Consider the following 25,792-nt stretch of genomic DNA (forward strand, 5'->3'; position numbering starts at 1 on the left):
GTCGTCCAGGGCAACTGGAACACCGTCATCGTCAACTCGACCCAGACCAATACGGGCAACATCAACGCCGGTACGGCGCTGAACGGAACGATTGACCTGCCATGAGCCCCTCCCCGATCTCTCGCTGGCTGAAACCGGGCGCTGCAGCCTGCGCCGCCGCCGCCATGCTGTCCGGCTGTATTGCCCCTGTCGCCAGCAATGCCGGTCTCTATGCCACGCCGATCGGCAATGCGCCCGTGACGGCCAACCCGACCCCCTATTCCACCGCCCTGTTCTGTCTGGCGGATTATGCTCGCACCTATGGCCTGCCCTCGCCGCGCATCGCCGTGGGTCAGATCGCCGACTATACAGGCACCATCTCGCCGGATGGCGGCCGCCAGATCACCGGCGGCGCCTCGCTGATGGCCACCTCGGCCTTGGCCAAGTCGGGCGCGATCATGGTCGAGCGGTTCGACACCTCGGTGTCCGAGCTGGAACTACGCTACGCCAACAACAAGCTGATCGGCGACGAAGGCACGGGCGACCTCGCTGACCCCGGCTACCGCCGCATCATCGCCGGCCAGGTCCCGGGCTCGGACTTCTATATCGTCGGTGGCATCACCGAGGTGAACTACAACATCCGCTCAGCGGGCTGGGACTTTGGCGGCGGACAGGCCGATACCGAAACTCCGTTTTCCGGCGTCTTCCAGGGCCGCATGTATGTGATGAACGTCGCCCTGGACCTGCGTCTGGTGCAGACGACCTCGCTCGAGATCGTCGATGTGGTCTCGTATCAGAAGCAGATCATCGGTCGGGAAATCTCGGCCGGGGTGTTCGACTTCCTGAACGGCAACATCTTTGACATCTCCGCCGGCGAAGGCGGGTTCGAGCCGGTCCAGCTGGCCGTTCGCTCGCTGGTCGAGCGCGCCGTCATCGAATTCATGGCAAATCTGTACGGCGCTCCCGGCCCGGAAATCTGCCTCGATACGCAGAACGAGTTGCTGCGCGACACCTATGGCCCGACCGGCAACTATTACCCCGCCTATCCCAATACGGAGACGAACAATGGCCAGACTCGTGCCGATCCGTCTCGCTGGCATGATCGCCGCGACGGTGATGTGCGCCGCAGTCGCTACTGAGGCTGCCGCGCAGGATCAGGACCCGTCGATTGTCCTGAACGAACAGATGCAGTTCGGCGACGTATTCGCCGAGCAGACGCTGGACGTGGTCGATTCGTCGGAGCAGGTGACCGTCAGCAATTCCGCGACCGGCAACAGCCTGGCGGGCGGCGTTGAGGGCGGCGACATGACTGTCACCTCGACCCAGTCGATGCAGGGCAACGTGCGCGCCGACACCACCTTTGTACTGGGCGGCGACACCGAGGGCGTGGTCAGCGGTGTCACCCAGGCCAATGGCAACTATCTGGGCCTCAGCGCTTCTGACGCCAATCTGACGGTCGATTCGGCCCAGACGGTCAGCGACGTCGAGATCGTCGCCACTTCGACGATGGCCGAAGGCAATGAGCGCCTGCTGGGCGGGGCCTATATCGACGCCTCGGCCATTGGCAACACCGTGGCCCTCGGCGGCGAACGCAGCTATTTCGAGGGCACCGCCGTGCAGTGGTCGGACGCCAACATCCGCGCCTCCAACTATGCCGCGACCCAGTATATCCCGGCGGAGGCCGAGTTCACGGCCCAGGCTGTCGCCAATGTGGTGTCCGTCACCGGCACCTCTGTCACCGGTCAGAACATGACCATCGACCAGCGCTCGACCGGCGGCATCATCGATTCCGGCGTCAGCGCCAATGCGGGCAATTCCTGGGATCTGGCCGGCCGCGCCAATGCCGGGGCCAATCGCGTGGTCCTGTCCAATCAGGGCGGATCGGTGGTCGCCACCACCCGTCAGGACAATTCCAGCCAGATCCAGTCCCAGTCCATCGTCACCTCCTACGATTACGGCGCGGTCAATTCCTATGCGCGCGGCGTGGCCAATGAGGTCTCGGTCGGCAACAACGACATCTATGTCGAGATCGACAACACCCAGATCAACACGGGCGGCGTGGCGGTCAACGCCCAGGTCTCGGGCACCCAGGGCTATGACGCCTATGTCGGGGCCGATGCGGCGGGCAATGTCGTGACCGGCTTCGCCTGTGCCGACTGCGCGGGCTACATCGACGCCACGAACAATCAGGCCAACAGCGGCAATGTCAGCGCCACGGCCCAGACCACGATCAACGGCACGAACCGCGCCGTGATCACCGGCACCAATGCCGTCGGCAATGCCGCGACCTTCTATGTGTCGCGCAGCGGAAATTAACTCGCGTTAATAAACGCGCTGCGGTCGTTCAAACCGCCGCTTCCCTCCGCTAGGGTGGTCCGGACGGCCCGATCTTCGGGCCTTTCGATCCCGCACGTCCGGTGTCCGTCAGGACGCCGCGCGCGCCCAACGGAGTTGTCCCGATGCGTTCTCCCCGCCGCCTTCTGCTTGTTGCCGCCTCCAGCCTGGCGGTGATCGCCGGCGCCGGCCTGCCGTCCCTGGTCCAGGCCCAGGACGCCGCCGCCGTCTCGGCCAACGCCATGCGCCCCTCCGATCCGTGGGCCCATGAGATCAGCGACATCCCGGCCGATAGCGCCGTCCGCTTCGGCCAGCTGCCCAACGGCCTGCGCTATGCCATCGTGCGCAACACCACCCCGCCGGGACAGGCCTCTCTGCGCGTCCGCATCGACGCCGGCTCGCTGATGGAGAATGACGACCAGCTGGGTCTGGCCCACTTCATCGAGCACATGGCCTTCAACGGCTCGACCAACATCCCCGAGGGCGAGCTGACCCGGACCCTCGAGCGTCTGGGTCTGGCGTTCGGCGCCGACACCAACGCGTCCACCGGCTTTGACGAGACCGTCTACAAGCTGGACCTGCCCCAGACCGACGAGGAAACCGTCGACACCTCGCTGATGATCCTGCGTGACATGCTCGGCAATGCCACCCTGTCGGCCGACGCCATCGACCGGGAGCGTGGCATCGTCCTGTCGGAAGAGCGCACGCGCGCCGGACCGGGCCTGCGCTCGGTCATCGCCCAGCTCGACTTCTTCCTGAAGGACCAGCTGGTCCCCGACCGTCTGCCAATCGGCTCGACCTCGGTGCTGGCCAACGCGCCGCGAGAGCGTTTCGTCGAGTTCTACAGCGCCTATTACCGCCCGTCGCGCGCCACCGTCATCGCCGTCGGTGACTTCGACGTCGACGTCATGGAAGCCAAGATCATCGCCACCTTCGGCGACTGGCAGAATCCTGCGGCCGACGGCGCCGAACCCGACCTCGGCACGGTCAAGCCGCGCGGCCTGGAGGCGGGCTCCTATATCGAGGCCGGCGTCCAGCCCTCGATCCAGATCACCTGGGTCAATCCGCCCGACACCCGCCCCGACACCATGGCCGTCCAGCGTGAGGGTCTGGTCGAGGGCCTTGGCCTGCGCGTGCTGAACCGCCGCCTGCAGCGCCTGGCCCGGGGTGAGAACCCTCCCTTCATCGGCGCCTCGGGCAGCCGTTCGAACCTGTTCGGCTCGGCCGAGGTGGCCACGGTCTCGGCCGTCTACCAGGACGGCAACTGGGACGGCGCGCTTGCCGCCATCGACCAGGAGCAGCGCCGGATCGTCGAGTTCGGCATCACCCAGGAAGAGCTGGACCGCGAGATCACCGAGATCCGCACCGCGCTTGAGGAAAATGTCGCCGGGGCCGCCACGCGCCGCACGCCCAATCTGGCCAACAGCCTCGCCGCCTCGGTCAACAACGATGAGGTCTTCACCGCCCCCGAGACTGACCTGGCCATGTTCGAGGCCATTGTCGCCGATCTGACGCTGGACGAGGTCAATGACGTTCTGAACGGGACCTTCACCGGTCAGGGCCCGCTGATCTTCGTCACCGGCCCGGATGCCATCGAGGGCGGCGACGCGGCCATCCTCGCCGCTTATGAAGCCTCGCAGCAGACCGAGGTCGCAGCCCTTGAGGCCGAGGCCCGGGTCGACTGGCCCTATACCGAGTTCGGCACCCCCGGCACGGTCGCCTCGACCGAGGTCGTCGAGGACATCGGCACCACCTTTGTCACCTTCGACAACGGCGTGCGCCTGACCATCAAGCCGACCGACTTCACTGACGATCAGGTGCTGGTCTCGATCCGCACCGGGACGGGCTTCCTGTCCCTGCCGACCGACGAGCCGACGGCGGCGCTGGCGCTGGGCCAGACCTTCGGTGAGGGCGGCCTTGGCCAGCTGACGGCCGAGCAGCTCGAAACCGTCCTGTCGGGCAAGGTGTATGGTGTCTCCTTGTCGGCGGACGAAGAGTCCTATCGCCTGTCCGGCACGACCCGGACCGAGGATCTGGACCTGCAGATGCAGGTGCTGACCGCCTATCTGACCGATGCCGGCTGGCGTCCCGAGCCGTTCGAGCGCGCCCGCGGCCAGTTCCGTCTGGTCCTGCCGCAACTGGATGCGACCACCGGCGGCGTGTTCGCGCGCGACGGATCGGGCCTGCTGCGCTCGGGCGACGCTCGCTGGACCATTCCGACGCTGGAACAGATCGCCGAATGGTCGATCGATGACCTGCGCAATCTGGTCAGCAGCGACCTGTCGCAGGGTCCTATCGAGGTCATCATCGTCGGCGACGTCGATGTCGATGCGGCCATTCAGTCCGTCGCGGCAACCGTCGGAAGCCTGCCCGCACGCGGCCCCGCCGCCACGCCGACCGCCGAGGCCCGCACCTCGTCCTTCCCGGATGGTGTGGCCCAGCCGGTCGAGCTGAAGCACGGCGGCCGTCCTGATCAGGCCCTCGGCTTCGTCGCCTGGCCGACCGGTGACAACTTCAGCGACCCGCGCGAGGCCCGCATGGTCCGCCTGCTGGCCGATGTGCTGCGCCTGCGCCTGATCGACGAACTGCGCGAGGGCCAGGCGGTGACCTATTCCCCGCAGGTCAGTGCCACCGCGTCGGGCACCTTCGAAGGCTACGGCTATATGTCGGCGGCCATCGAGGCCCCGCCCGAGAAGCTGGAAGGCTTCTTCGCCGACGTCGACCAGATCGCCGCCGATCTGGTCGCCAGCCCGGTCACCGAGGACGAGTTGGAACGCGCCCGTCGCCCGCGCGTCGAGGCCCTGCGCCGCAGCCAGAACACCAACGGCTTCTGGATGTCCGAGCTTCAGGACGCCCAGACCGATCCGGAGCGCCTGCCGACCCTGCGTTCGGCGCTGAGCGACATGGAGTCGGCCACTCCGGCTGACCTCCAGGCCGTGGCGCGGAAATATCTGGTGCCCTCTGAGGCCTACCGCATCCAGGTGACCCCGCGCGCCCAGGCCGAAGCCGAAGCCTCCACCGAGTAAGAAAAAAGGCCCCGGAGATCGCTCTCCGGGGCCAGTTTCTCTCAGGAGGACCGACAGAGAAGCCAGTCGCCTGTAGTCTGCGATCTCGCACGTGAAGGGGGGCTGAACCCGCCCTTCAGGCTGGCGATCAATAGCCGCGAGACCCGACGCCGCCGTCCAGCATCAGGAACGAGCCCGATATAGCCAGACCTTCGCGCTCGACGATCTCTTCCCGGTATTCGGTATAGGTTTCCTCGCGGTAGAGGGTCAGGATCTTCACCCCTGCGCCATAGCGGCGCAGCAGCGAGCGCTCGTTACAGTCGCGCTCCGGGCGCTGCGGACGGCATTCCATCCGGCTTTCGCGTCCGCCGTACCACAGGGCCTCGCCCTTGCGGCAGACGATGGTCTCGCCGTGGTCGGACCGGGTCTCGCCCTCATATTCGGACATGGTGACCTGCAGCCAGCTGCCGGCGAGGCAGCGGTACAGTTCGCCCTCGTAGTCCTCGAAGATCTCGCGATCGCCGCGCACCTGTGAGGCCGGATGGGGCACATTGCGGTCGTCGATACAGACCGCCTGGATCACCACCCGCTTCCGGAACCGGCGCACCTCCGTATAGGGCACGCGAATCGTCTCGCGGATCAGTCCGCCCTCGACATTCAGGCCCTGGATGGTGGTCGGATAGCGCGGCGTCGAGCTGAAATAGGCGCCACCTCCGCCACCGACGACCACGGTCGAGCCGCCCCGGGCGTTGATGCGCGCCGAGGCCGAGGCATTGGCGTTCGCATTGACGTTGATGTTCACATTCACATTGCCGCCTCCGCCGCAGCACGGCGGGGCGGGCGGTTGCTCGCAGCACGGATTGGGCGGCGGCGGGGGGGGCGGCGGCGGCGGGGGGGGGCTCACAGCACGGAGGCGGGGGCGGCGGGTGACAGCCCGAACCACATTGCGCCTGGGCCGTATCGGCAGCAGCCATAACGGCAAAAAAGCCCGCCATCGCCACCAGTCCCTGGATAATCCGCACCCGCATGCGCAGGTCTCCTTCAGTGGTCAGTCGCCGCGAGTCCAGCAAGAACCGGGCCGTTCACCCTCAAGGATGCGGGCCAAACCCTTTCGTTTCCGTTGCGCTTTGCCGTGGCCCCCGCCTTGCGACGCCTCCGTCAGGAGCGTTCGGGATGTTTCATACTGAGACAACACGGCTGATCGAGACCTGGAGCGCGCTTCCGGGCGCCTCGCGTATTCCCGACCGGCGGGACCTCGACGCCCTGTCGCTGGGGCCGCTGGTGACCCGGCTGTTTCTGCTGGACTATCGCCCGCAAGCCAGCCGCATCCGTCTGGCCGGCGACTGGATCGAGGCGCTGCACGGGCGCCCGCTCAGCGGCCATGCCTGGCGCGACCTGTGGGACCACGCGTCGCTGCCGCTGGTCGAATCGGCTCTGGCCCAATGCCTGCAGGAGATTCGGCCAGTGATCCTGACCGGAGACTGCCCGCGCCTGCCCGGCGGCATCGAAATGCCTCTGGTCCCCCTGAGAGGGCCCAGCAGTCGCGCCGACCGGATCGTTGGCCTGTACCGCCCGCGCGGCTTTGGCCAGCCCGTCAGCCGACCGCCCACGCGCCTGTCGGCCCACGCCAGTCTGGCCGTCGGCGAACCGCCCCGCGCCCGGCCCCAGCTGATCGCGCTGCAGGGCCGGCGCGTCGCCTAACCTTCAGACAAGTCTGACGCGTAGCGTTTCCAGTTGGCGACATAGTGGGCGGCCGAGGCCTTCAGCGCCTCGATCTGGCCCGGCTCCAGCGTCCGCACCACCTTGCCCGGCTGGCCCATCACCAGCGAATTGTCCGGGATCTCCTTGCCCTCGGTGATCAGGGTGTTGGCCCCGATCAGGCAGTTCTTGCCGATCTTTGCCCGGCCCAGCACCACCGCCCCGATGCCGATCAGGCTGTTGTCGCCGATTTCACAGCTGTGCAGCATCACCATATGGCCGACCGTCACCCCATCGCCGATGGTCAGCGGCTCGCCGGGGTCGGAGTGCAGCACGCTGCCGTCCTGGATGTTGGTGTCGCGCCCGATGGTGATTGGATCATTGTCGCCCCGCACCACAGCCCCGAACCAGACACTGGCCCCCGGCTTCAGAATCACGTCACCAATGACGGTGGCGTTCGGCGCGATCCAGTATTCCCCCTCGGGAGGAAGCTGAGGTTTCTTGTCGCCCAAGGTGTGAACACTCATCCGAACCCGTCCCTATATTCAGCAGATAGTGGCTTTAACACTCCTTAAACCACGTTAGCATCAGGATGTTGAGGCGATTCGAGATCAGACCAATCTTGGCCTCGCCGTCGGGTTTTCCGCCCGGCGCAGTCGCTTTCGGAGGTGGCGCATGGTGTGCCGGGCTCGACGGGGTCACCCGTTGAACGACATCCCTCTCAAAGACAGGGCCGCCTCCCGCGGCTTTCGTCCCGACCCCGGTCGTTGCGTCGCCATCGGCGATGAATTCCTCCCCCAAGCCCTGTCAGGCGGTGCCGTTTCGGTATCGCCTTTTTTCATGCCCTGGAGTCGTCCATGACCAAGCGCTCAGCCCTCAAGCGTCAGACCCGCGAAGCCGCCCGCGAGTTCGGTGTCCTCGATACGCCTGAATTCATTCAGGAGGCCAAGGTCCGGCGTCTTCCGCCGCATGTGGGTCAGGGTCGGCCGCGACGGGGTGAACAGGGCGGTGGCGGCTGGTCGCCCTATCCGTCCAATGACGACCGGGATCAGGCCTATCTGAAGACGCTCAAGCCCAAATCGGAGGGCCAGGCCGAGCTGATGGAGGCCATCGACGCGCACAATATGGTTCTGGCGCTCGGGCCGGCCGGCACCGGCAAGACCTATCTGGCCGTCGCCAAGGCGGTCGAGGCGCTCGAGGCCGGCAAGGTCGGTCGCATCGTCCTCAGCCGCCCGGCGGTCGAGGCCGGCGAATCGATCGGCTTCCTGCCCGGAGACATGGAGGACAAGCTGGCCCCCTATCTGCGCCCCCTCTACGACGCCCTGTCTGACCGGCTCAGCATGAAGCGGGTCAAGGCCCTGATGGCCGAGGGTCTGATCGAGATCGCCCCCATCGGCTATATGCGCGGCCGCACGCTGAACAACGCCTTCGTGGTCGTCGACGAGGCCCAGAACTGCACCTACGTCCAGCTCAAGATGCTGCTGACCCGGCTGGGCTGGCATTCGACCATGGTGGTCACCGGCGATCCGCAACAGTCCGACCTGCTGCCCGGCATCTCGGGCCTGTCCGACGTCGCCGAGCGCCTGAAGGCCGTGCCCGACATCGCCGTCGTCAAACTGGCCGAGCGCGACATCGTCCGCCACCCGCTGGTTGCCTCCATGATCGGGGTGCTGTGATCAGTTGCTCCTCCCCCGTTCACGGGGGAGGGGGACCATCGGAGATGGTGGAGGGGGCGGCCGCGCGTGCCGCCCCTCTTCCTGTCGGCGACGGTCATCTGTGGTCAGCGGCTCAGGATATCGCCCACCCCTGCGAGCATCAGCCAGAGGGCCAAGGCGCCGCCCATGCTGACGGCGAACCACTTGAACCGGGCCGTGCCGGACCCTCTTGCCAGCAAGCCCAGACCGACCGCCGCAAGCACAGAAGCCAGCGCTCCCCACGCAAGGCCACCGACCGCCTGCTCGGCATTGTCGCCCACGCGCAGGCTTTCCAGCCAGAAGCCGACGAACGGGCCCGCGAGCACCAGAAGGCCGAGGATCAGCCGAGCCCCGGTCCTGACCATTGTCAGCGGTCCTTCTCACGCTCCGTCCCGGACCGTGCATCAAGAGCAGCTTGCGCTGCGGCAAGGCGGGCGATCGGCACGCGGTAGGGCGAGCAGCTGACATAATCCAGCCCGGCGCCCTCGCAGAAGGCGATCGAGGACGGATCGCCCCCGTGTTCGCCGCAGATGCCCAGTTTGACGTCGGCGCGCACGGCCCGGCCGCGCTCGGCCGCGATGCGGATCAGGTCGCCGACGCCTTCCTGATCCAGCCGGACGAAGGGATCGGTCTCGAAGATGCCCTTGTCCATATAGGCCTGCAGGAACCGGCCCGAATCGTCGCGCGAAATGCCGAAGGTGGTCTGGGTCAGGTCGTTGGTGCCGAAGCTGAAGAACTGCGCATGTTCGGCCAGGTCGCCGGCGCGCAGGGCGGCGCGGGGCAGCTCGATCATGGTGCCGACCAGATAGGCGATCGACTGGCCGGTCTCCTCGAACACCGCCTTCGCCGTCCGGTCGGTCAGCTCGCGCAGATATTTCATCTCCAGACCGAGCGCGACCAGCGGGTGCATGATCTCGGGCAGGGGCGCCTCGCCCGAGGTGGCCTGTACTTCCAGCGCCGCCTCGATGATCGCCCGCACCTGCATCTCGTAGATTTCGGGATAGGCGACCCCCAGCCGGCAACCCCGGTGGCCCAGCATGGGATTGGTTTCGTGCAGCTCCTTGGCGCGGCGCTTCAGCTTGGCGGCGTCCAGCCCCTGGGTTGTGGCCAGGGCATCGATCTCGGCCTCGGTGTGGGGAATGAACTCATGCAGCGGCGGATCCAGCAGACGGATGGTGACCGGCAGGCCCGCCATGATCTGGAACAGCTCGACAAAGTCCGACTTCTGGAACGGCGCGATCTTCGACAGCGCCGCGCGGCGACCCGCCTCGTCATCGGCCAGGATCATCTCGCGCACGGCGGCGATGCGGGTGTCGTCAAAGAACATGTGCTCGGTCCGGCACAGACCGATGCCCTCGGCGCCGAACCCGCGCGCGGTCTTCGCATCCAGCGGCGTCTCGGCATTGGCCCGCACGCGCAGGCGGCGCACCTTGTCGGCCCAGGCCATCAGCGTCTGGAAATCGCCGGTCAGCTCCGGCTCGATCATCGGCACGGCCCCGTCCAGAACCTCGCCCTTCGAGCCGTCGATGGTGATGATCTCCCCGGCCTTGAAGGTCCGGCCCCGGGCGGTGAAGGTCCCGGCCTTTTCATCGATATGAATTTCCCCGGCACCGGAGACACAAGGGCGTCCCATGCCGCGGGCCACCACCGCCGCGTGGCTGGTCATGCCGCCGCGCGCCGTGACGATGCCGCGTGCCGCATGCATGCCGTGGATGTCCTCGGGCGAGGTCTCCTCACGCACCAGAATGACCGCGTCGCCCAGTTGGCCCATCCGCTCGGCCTCGTCGGAATTGAACACGACCTTGCCGGTCGCGGCCCCGGGGCTAGCCGGCAGGCCCGCCGCCACCACACGCCGCTCGGCCTTGGGATCAAGCGTCGGGTGCAGCAGCTGATCCAGCGCCGAGGGCTCGACGCGGCTGACCGCCTCCTCCTCCGAGATCACGCCTTCGGAGGCCAGATCGACCGCAATCTTCAGCGCCGACTTGGCCGTGCGCTTGCCGTTGCGGGTCTGCAGCATCCACAGCCGGCCCTGCTCGACCGTGAACTCGATGTCCTGCATGTCGCGGTAGTGGGTCTCCAGACGCCCGACGACCTCGACAAACTGCCCGAACACCTCGGGCATGGCCTCTTCCATCGACGGCGCCGTCTCGCCCATCTCCTCGCGGCCGGCCCGGGTCAGCGACTGGGGCGTGCGGATGCCCGCGACCACATCCTCGCCCTGGGCATTGATCAGGAACTCGCCATACAGCTTGGCCTCACCGGTCGAGGGGTTGCGCGTGAACGCCACCCCGGTCGCCGAGGTCTGGCCCATATTGCCGAACACCATCGACTGGATATTGACCGCCGTACCCCAGCTTTCGGGGATGTCGTGCATACGGCGATAGAATTTCGCCCGGTCGTTCATCCAGCTGTCGAACACGGCGCCGATCGCGCCCCACAGCTGGGCGTGCGGATCCTGCGGAAAGGGCTGGCCCAGCCGGTCCTCGACCACGGCCAGATAGTCGGCGATCACCGCCTGCCAGTGGTCGGCATCCAGATCGGTGTCGATGGTGACGCCCAGACGGTCCTTATGATCGTCCAGCACCTCCTCGAAGTCGTCGTGGCTGAGGCCGAGGACGACGTTGGAATACATGGTGATGAAGCGGCGATAGCTGTCCAGGGCGAACCGCCGGTCCCCCGACAGGGCCGCCAGACCCTCGACCGTCTGGTCGTTCAGGCCCAGGTTCAGCACCGTGTCCATCATGCCGGGCATCGACGCCCGCGCGCCCGACCGCACCGAGACCAGCAGCGGATTCTTGACGTCGCCAAAGGTCTTGCCGGTGATCGCCTCGACCTTCTCCAGACCGGCCTTCACCTGATCGGCCAGGGCGTCGGGATAGCTCTGCCCGTTCGAGAAATAGTGGACGCAGGCCTCGGTGGTGATGGTGAAGCCCGGCGGCACCGGCAGGCCCAGCGACGACATCTCGGCCAGATTGGCCCCCTTGCCGCCCAGCAGGTTCTTCATCGACGACTCACCGTCCGCCGATCCCCCGCCAAAGCCATACACCCACTGAGTCATCGTGCCCGTCCTCGCCTCACTGCTCCAGTTCTGACTAGCGCGCCGCACCCGCGAAGGCGAGGCCGCAGCCGTAACAATCCGTGAGCGCCTGTGACGTTGCGAATACCCTCTCCCCTCGGGGGAGAAGGTGTCAGGCAAAGCCTGACGGATGAGGGGGCCGTTTCCCCATCTGCTCCGCCTGTCGCCGGATCGCTGCGATCAGCGTGTTCGGATTGCTCAGAAAGGCCTCATTGCCGACGCGGATTACATCAAAGCCCGCCGCCCGCAGCCGCTCGTCGCGCGCGGCGTCCTCGGCCTCGCGCAGGCGATGCACACCCCCGTCCAGTTCGATGACCAGCTTCAGCTCGGCGCAATAGAAGTCGACGGTCAGCCCAGCGAGTGGCGCCTGTCGCCGGAACTTCAGCCCCTCCAGCTTGCGATCCCGCACCATCTGCCAGAAGCGCGTCTCGGCCAGCGACATGTCGGATCGCAGACGCCGCGCCCGGCGGGTTTTGTCCGGTGACTGATGCATCGCCCCTCCCCTTCTCCCCTCGGGGGAGAAGGTGTCGGCTGGAGGCCGACGGATGAGGGGGACGGTAGCGAAGAATCGACGACCGGACGAGTCGGGTTCAATCGCCCCCTCATCCGTCTCGCTCCGCGAGCCACCTTCTCCCCCGAGGGGAGAAGGCCCTACCCCCCACCTTCCCGAAGTCCGCGACGCGGCCCATGACGGTGCGGACCTGGCCCAGCAGTTTCAGGCGGGTGTCGCGCTCGGCGGGAACGTCGGAGTTGACCATCACGGCGGTGAAGAAGGCATCGACCGGCGCGCGCAGGTGGCTGAGCGCGGTCATGGCGGCGGCAAAGTCCTCGGTGGCCAGCGCCGCATCGACCTCGGTTCCGGCCTTCGACACGGCGGCGATCAGGGCGGTTTCCTCGGGCGGCGCGCCGTCCAGCGCGACGGGTTCGCCCTCGGGCAGCGGGCCCTTCTTGGCCTCGGCCCGCAGGATGTTGGACGCCCGCTTGTAGCCCGCCAGCAGGTTCTCGCCGTCCTCGGTCTCGAGGAAGGCCCCCAGCGCCTCGACCCGCCGCACGATGCGCACCAGATCGTCGTCGCCCAGCGCAAACACCGCATCCACCAGATCGTGCCGCTGCCCCTGATCGCGGAGCAGGACCTTCAGCCGGTCGGCGAAGAAGGCGAGGAGGTCGGCGACTACATTTTGGACCTGAACCACTGCTGCGTAGTGCGCGCTGCCCCCGTCATCCGGATAAGGATTCCAACCTTTAAGAACCTTCTCCAATCTGCCAGCCAAGTTCGTCCGAACGGAGCCATGCAGATCAGCCATTATGCGTACCCACTGGTCGTCTGACCTAGCAAGGCGATCTGCCGCTTCAGCGGCTCGGCTGGTGGCGTATATCGACACGCTTCCCATTGGCGCCCTCACCCCGTTCTCCAGCACCAGCCGGATCACGCCCAGCGCCGCGCGTCTCAGCGCGAACGGGTCCTTCGAGCCCGTGGGTTTTTCGTCAATGGCAAAGAAGCCGACCAGCGTATCCAGCTTGTCGGCCAGGGCGACGGCCACGGTCAGGGGCGCGGTCGGCACGGCATCGTTCGGCCCTTGCGGCTTGTAGTGGTCGCGGATGGCGTCGGCGACGGCGTCCCCCCACCCGTCCGCTTCGCGGCCACCCTCCCCATCAAGGGGAGGGAGATCGGCGCCGTCTCCCTCCCCCTTGTGGGGAGGGTCCGCCTGAAGGGCGGGGGTGGGGGCAAGGCGCGCATAATACCCGCCCATGACGCCCTGAAGCTCGGGGAACTCGCCCACCATGCCGCTGGCCAGATCGGCCTTGGCCAGACGCGCGGCCTGTTCGGCCTGATCGGCGTCGGCGCCGACCAGCGGGGCGATCTCGCGAGCCAGGGCGGCGATGCGCTCGACCCGTTCAGCCAGGGTGCCCAGTTTGGCGTGGAAGGTCACGCCCTCCAGCTTCTTCGCCCAGACGTCGAAGCCGACCTTGCGATCCTCGTCCCAGAAGAAGCGGGCGTCGTTCAGGCGGGCCGACAGCACCCGGGCATTGCCGGCGGCCAGCGCCGTGCCACCATCGCTGGCGGCGACATTGGCCACCACGACGAAGTTGGGGGCGAGTCGCTGCGCGCGTCCGCCCCCCTCCCCGCCTTCGGCGGTACTCCCCCCGCTTTGCGAGGGGAGAGAAACAGCGAAATACTTCTGGTGCACCTTCATCGACAGGCGCACCACCTCGGGCGGCAGGTCGAGGAAGGCGGGGTCCATCTCGCCCAGGATCGGCGTCGGCCATTCGGCCAGGCCGGCGACCTCGTCCAGCAGGCCGTCGTCATCGACCAGTTCCAGCCCGCGCGCCTGACACACGGCCCGCGCCGCCTCCAGAATCTTCAGCCGCCGGTCGCTGGCGTCCAGCAGCACATGGTCGCGCTCCAGCTTGGCGCGATAGTCGGCGAAATCCTTGACCGCAAACGGCTGGCCCGAGCCCATGAAGCGGTGGCCCTCGGTCATATCCCCGCTCGCAATGCCGTCGATGTCGAACGGCACCACGGCCCCGTCGAACAGGCAGACGATCCGCTTCAGCGGCCGCACCCAGCGCAGCGATCCCGAATCTGGCGACCTTGGGCCCCAGCGCATCGACTTGGGCCAGGGGAAGTCGCGCACGATCCGCTCGACCATCTCGGGGATCAGGGTCGCGGTCGCCCGCCCCTTTTCCGAGACCACGGCGAACAGCACGCCGTCGCGCTCGACCAGCTGCTCGCGGGCGAGACCCGTCTTGCGCAGGAAGCCCTCCAGCGCCTGTTCGGGCGCGCTGGTCTTCGGACCCTTGATCTCTTCCTCGCGGTCGGGCGTCGCCGCCGGCAGCCCCTCGACCACCAGCGTCAGCCGTCGCGGCCCGGCAAAGGTCGTCAGCGCCTCGAACGTCAGGCCCGCCGCCTTGAGCCGCTCGGTCGCCATCCGCTCCAGATCACGCGCCGCCCCGGCCTGCATCCGCGCCGGGATCTCTTCGGAAAACAGTTCAAGAAGGAGTTGGGGCATTACGCACGTCCCCTTTCCTGCTCGACCCATTCGGTGGCGCAGGCCTTACACAGGTCGCGGATGCGGCCGATATAGCTTTGCCGTTCGGCAACCGCGATCGCCCCGCGCGCATCCATGAGATTGAACAGGTGCGAGGCCTTCAGCACCTGGTCATAGGCGGGCAGGACCAAGGCCTGACCCTGCGGGCCGGTCATCGCCAGGAACCGTTCGACCTCGGCCACCATGTCCTCGAACCGGCGCTTCAGTCCATCGACGTCATAGCCGTGGAAATTGGCCTCGGACTGCTGGCGCTCGTTCTCGAGGAAGACCTCGCCATAGGTCAGGCCGTCCTTGTTGAAGCGAAGGTCGTAAACATTATCAACGCCCTGCACATACATGGCCAGCCGCTCCAGCCCATAGGTCAGCTCGCCCGAGACCACATCGACCTCGATCCCGCCGACGCCCTGAAAATAGGTGAACTGCGTCACCTCCATGCCGTCGCACCAGACCTCCCAGCCCAGCCCCCAGGCCCCGACCGTCGGGTTCTCCCAGTCGTCCTCGACAAAGCGGATGTCGTGCAGTTTTGGATCGATCCCGATCGCCTCCAGCGACCCCAGATAGAGCGCCTGCAGGTCCTCCGGATTGGGCTTCAGGATCACTTGATACTGGTAATAGTGCTGTAATCTATTGGGATTTTCGCCATAGCGGCCATCGCCGGGCCGGCGGCTGGGCTGCACATAGGCGGCCTTCCACGGGCGCGGCCCCAGCGCGCGCAGCACGGTCGCGGGGTGCAGGGTGCCGGCCCCGACCTCGATGTCATAGGGCTGCAGGATCGCGCACCCCTGATCGCCCCAGTATTTGTGGAGGGTCAGGATCAGGTCCTGAAACGAGAGAGGTTCGGTGGTCACGTCAGGCATTTCGTCCGGGGAAGAAGGCGGCGGACCCTAGACGCGCCGGGCCGTGGCGACAAGGCGACTGCACCGTTCCTTAAGCGTCGGCGGGCAGGATGGCGCCATGAGACAGCTGGACCAATTTCGCAGGCGCGCCGCCCGCCATCTGGAGATCGAGGCCGTAACCGTGGCCCCCGCGCGCGGCCTGTTCAGCCTCAGCTTTGACGACTTTCCCGAGAGCGCCTGGAGCGTCGCCGGACCGATCCTGGCCGACCACGGTGTTCTGGCGTCCTATTACGTCTGCGGCGGGCTGGAGCGCGGCACCAATCTGGACCTGCCCCAGTTCACGACCGAACAGCTTCAGGCACTGCATGCGGCGGGCCACGAGATCGGATGTCATACCTTCGGCCACGACAGCGTGCTGCGGCTGGCCGGCCCGGCGCTGATCGACAGTCTGGACCGCAACGCCCGCTGGGTGGCCGAGCGGCTGGACGGCTATCGGATGCAGACCTTTGCCTATCCGTTCGGGGATGCCTCCCTCAGTGCGAAACGCGTGCTGCGCGACCGGTTCGATCTGGCCCGCGGCGTGCGTGAAGGGCTGAACCTCGGCCGCGAGGACCGCATGCTGATCAAGAGCTTCGGCATGGAGAGCCGCCGCCTGCCCGGCTATGACCTTCCGGCCATGATGGCCGAGGCGGCGGACAAGGCCGGCTGGCTGACCGCCTATGCCCACGACGTCTCCGACAACCCCACCCCCTATGGCTGCACCCCCGCCGACCTCGACCACGTGCTGACGCTGGCGAAACAGGCGGGGCTGGCGATCCTGCCTGTCGCCGGGGCTTGGGGGGAATGTGTGCGGCGCCAGTTCGTCCGCAGCGCCGCCTGAATACGACCCGTCATCCTCGGACTTGATCCGAGGATCGGTCCGGGCAGACCTTCCGACGTTCACGCCGACACCGATCTTCGGGTCAAGCCCGAAGATGACGATCTATGACTTACGCCGCCTTCACGTCTGGCGAAGCCTTCCGCGCTTCGGCCCAGCGGATCAGGGCGGCGCGGGGCCAGGCGACGATCCATGAGCGGGCCGAGTATTGGCCCTCCTCGATCAGGGCCTTGCGGGTCGGCGAACTGGTGGCGGCGCGCTCGGTGTGGATTTCGCCCGGGCCCTGATGGACCATGAAGGCGCCGTGCTTCAGCGGATTGAGCCGCAGATAGGCCAGCCGCGGACTGATCTGCTCCAGCGGCGGGTCATAGAACCAGCTGGAGCCCAGCATCCCCGCCATCTCCGGACGGGTCTTCAGAATCTCGGCGGCCGTGGCCCAGGCCCGGTCCCAGCCGGCCTCGTTGAAATCGGACAGCTCGCGGCTCTCGGTGTGCACCTCCAGCCAGGGCTTCCACGCCTGGGCGGCGGCATAGGCCGGGATGACCGACCAGCCCCAGCCCTCGCGCGCATGGCGCAGCACCTGACCGGGCCCCATGGGCGAGCTGAGGTCGATCATCTGGGTGCGCGCGCCCGGCACGCTCAGCGCCAGCGACAGCCGCACATCCTTGGCCCAGAAATCGCGCTCATAGGGGTTGGCGGCCTCAGTCAAAAAGTCCGCCATACGCCCGATCCACTCGGGATAGAGCTCCAGACTGGCCTGCGGCAGACGCTCAGCCGCAATCCGCGCGGGCAGGTCCAGCGCATAGTGGGCGATCATGGCCCGGCGGTGATCGTCGCTCAGCCGAGTGCCGAAGGCGGCACAGAGCGCCTCTTCCACCCGGTGGCCGGGCTGGTCGAAATCCCAGTGCGGGGCCGAGGCGGCGGCCGCAGCGGCGGCGTCATCCGCAAGGGCGGCCAGAAGGGCGCGATCCGCCTCCGACACGCGGGCACGGACGGCGTCGAAGCGGGCGATCAGGTCGGGGATGAGCGTTTTCATGGTCAAACCTTACGGGATCACCGGTTTGCGGGCCGTTAAGCGTCACTGCCACCGACCAACGGGGCCTGCCGCACCCACCAGTCGGGATGAGTCCCCTCCAGCGCGTCAGCCGCCCGGGCTGCTGCGGCTGCATCGTCGTACAGACCGAACACTGTGGCGCCCGAGCCTGACATCCGCACCAGCCGCGCCTGACCCTCGGCCCGCACAGCGTCCAGTGCCGTGCCAATTGCGGGGGTGTTCAACAGGGCAGGCGCCTCAAGGTCGTTTCTCTGAGCGGCCAGCCAGCCGATCACGGCCTCGGCGTCCCAACTGGCCGGGCCTGCCGGACGGTCGGCGCCCCCCACGCCCAGCCTGTCATAGGCCCCGTAGACGGCACCCGTCGGCGACGGCACGCCCGGATTGACCAACACAGCATGAAGCGTCGGCAGGCGCGGCTCGGGCGTCAGAACCTCGCCCTTCCCCTCGGCCCAGGCGGGAGTAGATGCCAGACACATGAGCCCGTCCGCCCCCAGCCCACTGGCCACCTGGACCAGCACCGGATCCTCAAGGTCCGGCGCCAGATACCGCCGCGCCAGTCTCAGCGCCGCCCCTGCATCGGCCGAGCCCCCGCCCACCCCGGCGGCCACGGGCAACCGCTTGTCCAGCGTCAACGACAGGGAGGAGGTCTCAAGACCGGTGGCCGCGCCCAGTCCGGCAAGCGCCCGGAGCACCAGATTGCCCGCCTGCCCGGCCGGGTCCCTGATCAAGGCATCCGCAAACGGTCCGACCACCGACAGACCCGGTGGCCCGTCCGGGTCGAGGATCAGCATGTCCCCGACGTCGGCGAACGCCACCAGACTGCTTAAGGGGTGATAGCCGTCAGCCTCGACCGGCCCGACATGCAGGAACAGATTGATCTTGGCCGGAGCCGCCTCGACCCACTGCATGGGGCTCAGGACGCCCCGTTGGCCGAACCGGTCGGAGAGGCGGGCAGGCCCGACTCCAGCTTCTGCTCCACGGCGGTCCGCAGCTCGGCGTCCGGCTCAAGCGTCAGCACCCGGTTCCACTGGAACACCGCCTCGCGCTGCCGACCGACCTGCCAGTAGGCATCGCCCAGATGGTCATTGATCACGGCATTGGCGGGTTCACCGTCGACCGCGCCTTCCAGAATGCCGACCGCCTGCTCGTAGCGGCCCTGCTGGTAACGCGCCCAGCCCAGCGAGTCCTGGATATTGGCATTGCCCGGATCGATCTCGGCCGCCCGGGCGATCAGTTCGGCGCCCTGATCGACGCGGCGGCCGCTGTCGACCCAGATATAGCCCAGATAGTTCAGGATGTTGGGATCATCGGGCCGCGCCTGCAGGGCGGCCCACAGCTCGGCCTCGGCCTCATCCAGCCGGCCGAGGGCGTCATAGAGTCCCGCCCGGAGGAAACGCACGGAGAAATCCTGATCCGCCGTGTTCAGCAGCGGCCCTTCGGCCAGTTCCAGCGCCTCCTCATAGCGTTCCAGATCGGCCAGCTGCCCGGCCAGCAGATAGGCGACCCGCGAATCCTCGGGATTGGCAGCGAAGGCCCGGTTCAGCTCGGCGAGGGCGTCCTCTGGCCGGTCCTCCTCCTGATAGCTGAGCGCCGACTGAATCCGCGCCTCGACATAATAGGGACCGGCGTCCGGGCCGATGCGCGCAAACGTATTGCGGGCCGCCACCTCCAGATTGCCTTCGGCCAGGCTGACCCCGACGTTCAGCAGGGTCTCCGGATTGGGCACCAGCGCATAGGCCAGCCGCAGATAGACGGCGGAGAACTCGTGCGCGCCCTCGATACTGGACTGCAGGGCCGCATTCTCCAGCGCCATGGCCGTGCCTTCGCGCAGGGTCGGCAGGACTGGCGGACGACCCCGCCCCGCAGCGCGCGCCCGCGCGGCCTGAAGCGACGGATCGTCCCCCACCTCGGCCTGGGTTACGTCGTAAAGTTCCACGGCATCGGCCCGGCGACCGCGACGCTCCAGAAACTCGCCGTAAGCCAGAGTGAACAGCTGGCGTCCGCCCCGGCTGGCGATCAGCCGCTGATACTCGGCCTCGGCCTCGGCATGGTCGCCCCGGAGTTCGAGCAGGTGCGCCCGGTGCGACCGCTGGAACAGGCTGTTGATGTCATTGGGCCTGCCCTGCACAGGCGCCAGCGCCCGCTCCCAATCGCCAGCCGACGCCGCGATAAAAGGAGTGACATAGGTCCCGGGCCGCGCATGGGGGCGTCCGATCGGCTGGGTGGCGACCACCGCATAGGCAGCCGCCGCGTCACCGCGCACCAGATGCTGCACCGCCTCGACCAGCCTCCCGGCCTCGGCCAGCACCGGCGGCACCGTCTCGCCCTCGGGCGCCAGACGACCCGCATAGGCCAGATCGCCGCCGATCAGCGATGAGGTAAAGGCCTGAAGCTGCAAGGTTTCGATATCCGGCGCCAGCACCTGGGCCCGGCGCAAATAGTCGGCCCCGATGCCCGCCTCGCCCTCGGTCGCCGCCAGCCGTCCGACCAGGAACAGGCCATAGACCGACCGCCCCTCGTCATCGACCGGCACCGCCTCCCAGATCTCGGGCATGCGCGAGGGCGGCGGCAGCTCCACCGACCGCCCGCTCGGAAGCGGCGGGGCCTCCTGCGCCAAGGCAGGAGCGGACATCAAACCCAACCCGAGGGCAAGGACAGAACAGGCGGCGAGGGGGGAGAGACGCTTCATACCATCAAGCCTTCACGGTTTACCGACGGTCCGCAAGAGCCCCCTCGCCCCGCGCGAATCCTACATGTTCGGATAGTTCGGGCCGCCGCCCCCCTGCGGCGTCGTCCAGACGATGTTCTGCGACGGGTCCTTGATATCGCAGGTTTTGCAGTGGACGCAGTTCTGGGCGTTGATCTGGAAGCGCGGATTGGACTTGCCGTCCTCGTCGTACAGCACCTCATAGACCCCGGCCGGACAGTACAGCCGCGCAGGCTCGCCATATTTCGGCAGGTTCACCTGGATCGGCACCGACGGCTCCAGCAGCTTCAGGTGCGCCGGCTGGTCCTCGTCGTGGTTGGTGTTCGAGACGAACACCGAGCTCAGCTTGTCAAAGCTCAACTTCCCGTCCGGCTTCGGATAGGCGATCGGCTTGTGCTTCGACGCCGGTTCGGTCGAGGCCGCATCCGTCTTGCCGTGGCCCAGCGTCCCGAACGGAGACCATCCCCGGAACAGGCTGGTGATCTGCATGTCGATCCCGCCCAGCAGGGTGCCGAAGAAGGCGCCGTATTTGGACAGCAGCGGCTTGACGTTCCGCACCAGCTTCAACTCACGCGCAATGTCCGAGGCCTCATAGGCGGTCTGGTATTCGACCAGCTCATCGCCCGACCGCCCGGCCTTCAGCGCGTCAAAGGCCGCATCGGCGGCGAGAATGCCGGACCGCACCGCATTGTGGCTGCCCTTGATGCGCGGCACGTTCACAAAGCCCGCCGAACAGCCGATCAGCACCCCGCCCGGGAAGGCCAGCTTCGGCACCGACTGATAGCCGCCCTCGGTGATGGCCCGCGCGCCGTACGAAATGCGCTCGCCGCCTTCCAGATGGTCGGCGATGGCCGGGTGGTGCTTGAAGCGCTGGAACTCGTCGAACGGCGACAGGAACGGGTTCTTGTAGTTCAGGTGCACCACAAACCCGACCGACACATAGCGATCGCCAAAGTGGTACAGGAATGACCCGCCGCCGGTCTTGTCGTCCAGCGGCCAGCCAAGCGTGTGCTGCACCAGGCCGGGTTGGTGTTTCTCGGCCGGCACCTGCCACAGCTCCTTGATGCCGATGCCGTATTTCTGCGGCTCGGCCGTGTCGCACAGATTGTGGCGGGCCATGATGGTCTTGGCCAGCGAGCCACGCACGCCCTCGCCAATGAAGACATATTTGCCGCGCACCTCGATACCGGGCTCGAAGTCGTCGGTCGGTTTGCCCTCGCGGTCCAGTCCGAACACGCCAGCGACCACGCCCGCGACCCGGCCTGACGGCTCGTCCCAGACGACGTGGCTGGCGGCCATTCCGGGATAGACCTCGACGCCCAGCGCCTCGGCCTGTTCACCCAGCCAGCGGGTCAGATTGGCCAGCGAGCCGACATAGCAGCCGTGGTTTTTCATATAGGCCGGCTGCGGCAGCAGGGTGATGTCCAGCTGCCCCTGCGGACCCAGCACCAGGAACCTGTCCTTGGTCACAGGCGTGTCCAGCGGCGCGCCCTTTTCCTTCCAGTCGGGGAACAGTTCGCTCAGACCCGCCGGGTCGATAACCGCGCCCGACAGAATATGCGCCCCGACTTCCGAGCCCTTCTCCAGCACGGCGACCGAGACCTCGTGCCCGTCTGAGGCAGCGTTCTGCTTCAGACGGATGGCGGCGGCCAGACCGGCCGGACCAGCCCCGACGATGACGACGTCGTATTCCATGGCCTCGCGCTCGGCCCCGGTCAGGGCCTCCACCGCGGGCAGTCGGTCGATGACGGCGTCCTGCCAGGCGTTCTTTGCTCCGCCTTCGGTGGCATCCTTGGCCATGTGGTCGGCTCCCCTTGCAATGTCTGTCCGAACCCGGTCGGTTCGCTGTTGATCCCTTATCAGAAGGTGACGTGGGGGTGGTCAAGGCTTACACCCCCAATCATCAACCCTGTGACCCGGCCTGCATGAACGCTTCACCCGCCGCTTCGGATGCCCTGACCGCGCTTCTGGCCTTCTGGCACGATGCGGGCGTCGAGGACTGTTTCGGCGATGCGCCGGTGGATCGGACGCGCGAAACCGCCCCGCCGCCGCCCGCCAAGGCGACCCGCGCCCCGGCCGCCGCCCAGACCGGCACCGTCACCCCGCTCCGTGCTCCTGTCGCTTCGGCCAGGGTCTCGACCGACACGGTCGCCGAAGCCGTGGCCCTCGCCCGAACCGCAGCAAAAGCGGCGGATTCTCTGGAATCCCTGACCGAGGCGATTCGCGGGTTCGAGGCCTGTCCCCTCAGCGGCATGGGCGCACGGCAAGCCGTCGTCTGGCGCGGCGAGGCCACCGCCCCCGTCATGATCGTCGGCGAAGGCCCCGGCGCCGAGGAAGACGCCCAGGGTCTGCCCTTTGTCGGCAAGGCCGGGCGTCTGCTGGACCGCATGCTCAAGGCCGCGCAGCTTGAGGGCCGGGTGGTTATCACCAACACCGTCTTCTGGCGTCCCCCCGGCAACCGCACCCCCTCGCCCGAGGAACAGGCGATCTGCGCCCCGTTCGTTGCGCGGGCGCTCGAACTGGTGAAGCCGAAGCTGGTGCTGACCGTCGGCGCCGCCGCCGCCCGCGCCATCCTGCACACCAATGAGGGCATCACCCGCCTGCGCGGCACCTGGGGGGAATGGCACCTGCCCGAGGGCGGCACCTCTGCCCCCGTCATGCCGACGCTCCACCCCGCCTTCCTGCTGCGCCAGCCACAGGCCAAGGCCATGGTCTGGGCCGATCTGCTGGCCGTTGCCGCCCGTCTTGACGGTTCGTCTCAGACGACTGACTCAAAAACGCCCCATTGAGGCGACAGCTTTTGCCCCCGTCTAGGGGGCATTACGGGCTGGCATCGCCCTTGCCCCTTCGTCGATATCCGGCGGGCAGCTGACCGGATACGGGACACGGGGAGTGAGCACGATTCAAAGGGGCGGCATGATCACGGGCACAGTCACACGGCCATTGCGGACGCTTCTGGCAGCCCTGCTGCTGGTGTGCGGCCTTGCCCTGCCCGGCCTGGCCATGGCCCAGCCTCGCGTGCTCAGCAACTCTGACCGGCTCAGCTACACCAATGCCTATGACGCCCTCAGGCGTGGCGACCTCGAGACCGCCCGCGCCTCGGCCCGCCAGGCCGACGACCGTGTCCTGCTGGGTCAGGTCGAGTTCGAACGCCTGTTCCACCCGGACTACGTCTCCAGCTTCGAAGAACTCAGCGCTTGGCTGGAGGACTATGCCGACCTGCCCGAGGCCCCGCGCGTCTATGCCCTGGCCCTCCGCCGACGCCCTGACGGCGCGCCCGAGCCGCGTCGCCCGCGCCGGGTCGATGGCCGCACCTGGGAAAGCCTGACCGAGTCCGAAGGGTCAAAGGCCGCCCGCATCGCCCTCAATGCCGACAACCTCGCCGACGCCCGGGCCACCGGCATGGCCATCGGCGACTGGTGGGTGGTGGGTCTGGCGTCCTGGCGGATGGGGGATTTCCCCGCCGCCTTCACCGCTTTCGAGCGCGTCGCCTGGGACCCGACCGAGGATGCCTGGGTGCGGGCCGGCGCCGCCTTCTGGGCCGCGCGGTCTGCCGCCCATTCGGGCCAGCTGGAGCAGATCGAGACCCTGCTGCGCCTGTCCGCCTCCTGGCCCGCGACCTTCTATGGCCAGATCGCTCTCTATCAGCTCGACATCGAGCCGACTCTCCGGAACTGGGGGCCTCAGGCCTATTCGGCGACCGAAGACGAGGGCCTGCGCGCCATCGCCTTCACCCCCGACATCCGCATCGACGACGACAGCCTGATCGCCTTCATCGACCGTGATCCCCAGGCCCGCCGCGTCGTCGCCTGGATCGAGGTGGGCCGGCTGGACGATGCCCGCGACCAGTTCCGCACCGGCCTGCGCGCGGCGACCACCGAAGAGGACCGCAAGCTGTGGTCCGCGCTGGGCCGGGCCTTTTCCCGCCAGCTGACGCCCCGCGCCCGCGACGCCGAGATCATAGACGCGGCCCGCTATCCGATGCCGCTGCTAGAGCCCGAGGGCGGCTTCGTCATCGAACAATCGCTGGTCTATGCCATCGCCCGCAAGGAGACCGACTTCAACCCGCGCGTCCGCTCCGGCGCCGGCGCCTATGGCCTGATGCAGGTCATGCCGACCACCGCCGCAGAACTCAGCGGCGATCGCGGCTACGTCTCGGACCCCGAACGCCTCTATCAGCCCGGCGTGAACATGCGTCTGGGCCAAGCCTATGTGATCAAGATGTTGGGCCTGTCGGCCTTCAACGGCGACGTCCTGCGGACCGTGGCCTCCTACAATGCCGGACCCGGCCCAATGCTGGGCGCCCTGCGCAAGCTGGGGCCAGACCCCGACCCCCTTTTGCTGATCGAGACCATCGATGTCCCCCAGGCCCGCGACTATGTCGAAAAGGTCATGGCCGCCTACTGGATCTACCAGCGTCTGCAGGGCCGACCGCTGAACACGCTCAAGGCCCTGGCCACGGGCCAATCGGCGATTTCCATCTATCTGGATTACGTGCCGCCGCCGCCGCCCGCCCCTGAAGGTCAGGCTCCCGAAGCTGCCGCGTCAGATCAGGCTGCTGAGCAGTAGCGCGCACAGGCTGCAGGCCACCACAATACTGACCACCACGGTGACCCAGCCGGGCTGGGCGGTGCTGACGGGTCCGGGGGCGACGGGCGAGGACATGGGAGCTCGGGGGTTGAAAGCGGCGTTGTTCGTTGAACGTGCCTGACCCTGCCACTGTTCCCCTAAAAAGCGGTGTTTGGTGACGGTTAACCGATCTCTTTCAAACCGGCTTCGCTCCACTCCAGAAAATCCGGCTGGGACAGCAGGGTCCGACAGTATTCCGTCGCCGTCCCGTCGTCGCCATAGGCTGCCAGATCGATACGGAAATGGCGGAAACGCGCCGCCACCGGCGTGAAGAAGGCATCGGCGATCGACCAGTCGCCGAACAGATAGGGCCCGGCCTCGCCAAACCGGCCCTTCGCGTCCTTCCACATTCCGACCATGCGGCGGATGTCGGCGGACAGGGCGTCGGACGGCACATGCGCCTCGCCCGGATCGCCCACCATCGGATGACCCGGCCCCATGCCCAGATCATTGCGCAGGGTCCCGAACGCCGAATGCATCTCGCAGACCACCGACCGTGCCACCCAGCGCGCAGGCGGATCGACGGGCCACAGCCGCGCGTGGGGATAGTGTTCCTCGGCCCACAGGGCGATGGCCAGACTGTCCCAGACGGTCACCCCCTCCACCTCCAGCGCCGGTACCTTGCCCGCCGGCGCATGGCGGGCGATCTGATCGGCCGTATCGGGACGGTTCAGGGCGATCATCACCTCCTCGAACTCGGCCCCGCAGCGCTTCAGGATCAGCCACGGCCTCAGCGACCACGTGGAATAGGCCTTGTCTCCGAGGATCAGCTTCATGATGGGCTCCCTTGCTCTCGGCGACTGAATGGACCCGGTCCGGATTCGCCGCAACCTTGACTCCCCCGGCCCGGCAA

General features: G+C 67.4%; 21 protein-coding genes (1 of these 21 cut by a window edge). 9 read left to right on the top strand and 12 right to left on the bottom strand.

Going from position 1 to position 25,792, the window contains the following annotated elements:
- The 4 genes from hfaA to EG854_RS06915 form a co-directional block, all read left to right on the top strand.
- On the top strand, window positions 1–105 hold the final stretch of the coding sequence (gene hfaA / locus EG854_RS06900; RefSeq protein WP_123287187.1) for a holdfast anchoring protein HfaA. It extends 327 nt beyond the left edge of the window; only the last 105 of its 432 coding nucleotides appear in the window; its start codon lies beyond the left edge, outside the window; the stop codon is at window positions 103–105.
- Window positions 102–1,118 (top strand): holdfast anchoring protein HfaB, encoded by a 1,017-nt coding sequence (gene hfaB, locus EG854_RS06905; RefSeq protein ID WP_123287189.1) that lies wholly within the window; start codon window positions 102–104, stop codon window positions 1,116–1,118. The genes hfaA and hfaB overlap by 4 nt, the downstream gene beginning before the upstream one ends.
- Window positions 1,045–2,295 (top strand): holdfast anchor protein HfaD, encoded by a 1,251-nt coding sequence (gene hfaD, locus EG854_RS06910; RefSeq protein WP_164461917.1) that lies wholly within the window; start codon window positions 1,045–1,047, stop codon window positions 2,293–2,295. The genes hfaB and hfaD overlap by 74 nt, the downstream gene beginning before the upstream one ends.
- 143 nt (window positions 2,296–2,438) lie before the next feature.
- Entirely contained in the window at window positions 2,439–5,339 is a 2,901-nt protein-coding gene (locus EG854_RS06915; protein ID WP_123287193.1) for a M16 family metallopeptidase, read from the top strand.
- A gap of 127 nt (window positions 5,340–5,466) precedes the next feature.
- Here the strand turns inward: EG854_RS06915 and EG854_RS06920 are convergent, their stop codons facing one another.
- Entirely contained in the window at window positions 5,467–6,126 is a 660-nt protein-coding gene (locus EG854_RS06920) for a hypothetical protein (RefSeq protein WP_123287195.1), read from the bottom strand.
- A 365-nt stretch (window positions 6,127–6,491) separates the two neighbouring features.
- Between EG854_RS06920 and EG854_RS06925 the strand changes: the two genes are divergently transcribed.
- The gene (locus tag EG854_RS06925) at window positions 6,492–7,019 is read left to right on the top strand and encodes a PAS domain-containing protein (protein WP_164461919.1); all 528 of its coding nucleotides are present in this window, start codon (window positions 6,492–6,494) and stop codon (window positions 7,017–7,019) included.
- On the opposite strand, the gene EG854_RS06930 is transcribed toward EG854_RS06925, so the two are convergent.
- On the bottom strand, window positions 7,016–7,543 hold the full coding sequence (locus EG854_RS06930; RefSeq protein ID WP_123287198.1) for a gamma carbonic anhydrase family protein: 528 nt from the start codon (window positions 7,541–7,543) through the stop codon (window positions 7,016–7,018). The genes EG854_RS06925 and EG854_RS06930 overlap by 4 nt on opposite strands.
- A gap of 318 nt (window positions 7,544–7,861) precedes the next feature.
- On the opposite strand from EG854_RS06930, the gene EG854_RS06935 reads away from it, so the two are divergent.
- Window positions 7,862–8,692, top strand: a complete 831-nt coding sequence (locus EG854_RS06935) for a PhoH family protein (protein WP_123287200.1) — start codon at window positions 7,862–7,864, stop codon at window positions 8,690–8,692.
- Window positions 8,693–8,796: 104 nt separating this feature from the next.
- Here the strand turns inward: EG854_RS06935 and EG854_RS06940 are convergent, their stop codons facing one another.
- The 5 genes from EG854_RS06940 to EG854_RS06960 all read right to left on the bottom strand — a co-directional run bounded on the left by EG854_RS06940 (window position 8,797) and on the right by EG854_RS06960 (window position 15,684).
- On the bottom strand, window positions 8,797–9,075 hold the full coding sequence (locus tag EG854_RS06940; RefSeq protein ID WP_123287202.1) for a hypothetical protein: 279 nt from the start codon (window positions 9,073–9,075) through the stop codon (window positions 8,797–8,799).
- 2 nt (window positions 9,076–9,077) lie between these two features.
- The gene (gene ppdK, locus EG854_RS06945; RefSeq protein WP_123287204.1) at window positions 9,078–11,768 is read right to left on the bottom strand and encodes a pyruvate, phosphate dikinase; all 2,691 of its coding nucleotides are present in this window, start codon (window positions 11,766–11,768) and stop codon (window positions 9,078–9,080) included.
- Window positions 11,769–11,898: 130 nt separating this feature from the next.
- Window positions 11,899–12,279: an endonuclease domain-containing protein gene (locus tag EG854_RS06950; protein ID WP_123287206.1), complete on the bottom strand. Its 381-nt coding sequence runs from the start codon at window positions 12,277–12,279 to the stop codon at window positions 11,899–11,901.
- A gap of 109 nt (window positions 12,280–12,388) precedes the next feature.
- A complete protein-coding gene (glyS, locus tag EG854_RS06955; RefSeq protein WP_123287208.1) occupies window positions 12,389–14,797 on the bottom strand; it encodes a glycine--tRNA ligase subunit beta in 2,409 nt (802 codons plus the stop codon).
- Complete coding sequence (locus EG854_RS06960; RefSeq protein WP_123287458.1) at window positions 14,797–15,684, bottom strand: glycine--tRNA ligase subunit alpha; 888 nt, start codon at window positions 15,682–15,684, stop codon at window positions 14,797–14,799. Before EG854_RS06960 ends, glyS begins: the two co-directional genes overlap by 1 nt.
- A 106-nt stretch (window positions 15,685–15,790) precedes the next feature.
- Here EG854_RS06960 and EG854_RS06965 point away from each other — a divergent pair, with 106 nt between their 5' ends.
- Entirely contained in the window at window positions 15,791–16,552 is a 762-nt protein-coding gene (locus EG854_RS06965; RefSeq protein WP_123287210.1) for a polysaccharide deacetylase family protein, read from the top strand.
- A gap of 109 nt (window positions 16,553–16,661) precedes the next feature.
- Here the strand turns inward: EG854_RS06965 and EG854_RS06970 are convergent, their stop codons facing one another.
- The 4 genes from EG854_RS06970 to EG854_RS06985 form a co-directional block, all read right to left on the bottom strand.
- The gene (locus EG854_RS06970) at window positions 16,662–17,585 is read right to left on the bottom strand and encodes a hypothetical protein (protein WP_123287212.1); all 924 of its coding nucleotides are present in this window, start codon (window positions 17,583–17,585) and stop codon (window positions 16,662–16,664) included.
- Window positions 17,586–17,620: 35 nt separating this feature from the next.
- Window positions 17,621–18,511, bottom strand: a complete 891-nt coding sequence (locus tag EG854_RS06975; RefSeq protein ID WP_123287214.1) for a 4-(cytidine 5'-diphospho)-2-C-methyl-D-erythritol kinase — start codon at window positions 18,509–18,511, stop codon at window positions 17,621–17,623.
- A 5-nt stretch (window positions 18,512–18,516) separates the two neighbouring features.
- Window positions 18,517–20,235, bottom strand: a complete 1,719-nt coding sequence (locus tag EG854_RS06980) for a tetratricopeptide repeat protein (protein WP_164461920.1) — start codon at window positions 20,233–20,235, stop codon at window positions 18,517–18,519.
- A gap of 117 nt (window positions 20,236–20,352) precedes the next feature.
- Window positions 20,353–22,110 carry an electron transfer flavoprotein-ubiquinone oxidoreductase gene (locus EG854_RS06985; RefSeq protein ID WP_123287218.1) on the bottom strand — a complete coding sequence of 586 codons (1,758 nt, stop codon included), beginning with the start codon at window positions 22,108–22,110 and terminating at the stop codon, window positions 20,353–20,355.
- A 125-nt stretch (window positions 22,111–22,235) separates the two neighbouring features.
- On the opposite strand from EG854_RS06985, the gene EG854_RS06990 reads away from it, so the two are divergent.
- Both EG854_RS06990 and EG854_RS06995 read left to right on the top strand, forming a co-directional pair.
- Window positions 22,236–23,099, top strand: coding sequence for a uracil-DNA glycosylase (locus tag EG854_RS06990; RefSeq protein ID WP_123287220.1), 864 nt, complete (start codon window positions 22,236–22,238; stop codon window positions 23,097–23,099).
- A 127-nt stretch (window positions 23,100–23,226) separates the two neighbouring features.
- A complete protein-coding gene (locus EG854_RS06995; protein ID WP_123287221.1) occupies window positions 23,227–24,879 on the top strand; it encodes a lytic transglycosylase domain-containing protein in 1,653 nt (550 codons plus the stop codon).
- Between the two features lie 182 nt (window positions 24,880–25,061).
- On the opposite strand, the gene EG854_RS07000 is transcribed toward EG854_RS06995, so the two are convergent.
- Entirely contained in the window at window positions 25,062–25,715 is a 654-nt protein-coding gene (locus EG854_RS07000) for a glutathione S-transferase family protein (RefSeq protein WP_123287223.1), read from the bottom strand.
- Window positions 25,716–25,792 lie beyond the last annotated feature (77 nt).

Origin of the sequence: Brevundimonas halotolerans (assembly GCF_003730275.1) — a bacterium.
Taxonomy (GTDB): Bacteria; Pseudomonadota; Alphaproteobacteria; order Caulobacterales; family Caulobacteraceae; genus Brevundimonas; species Brevundimonas halotolerans.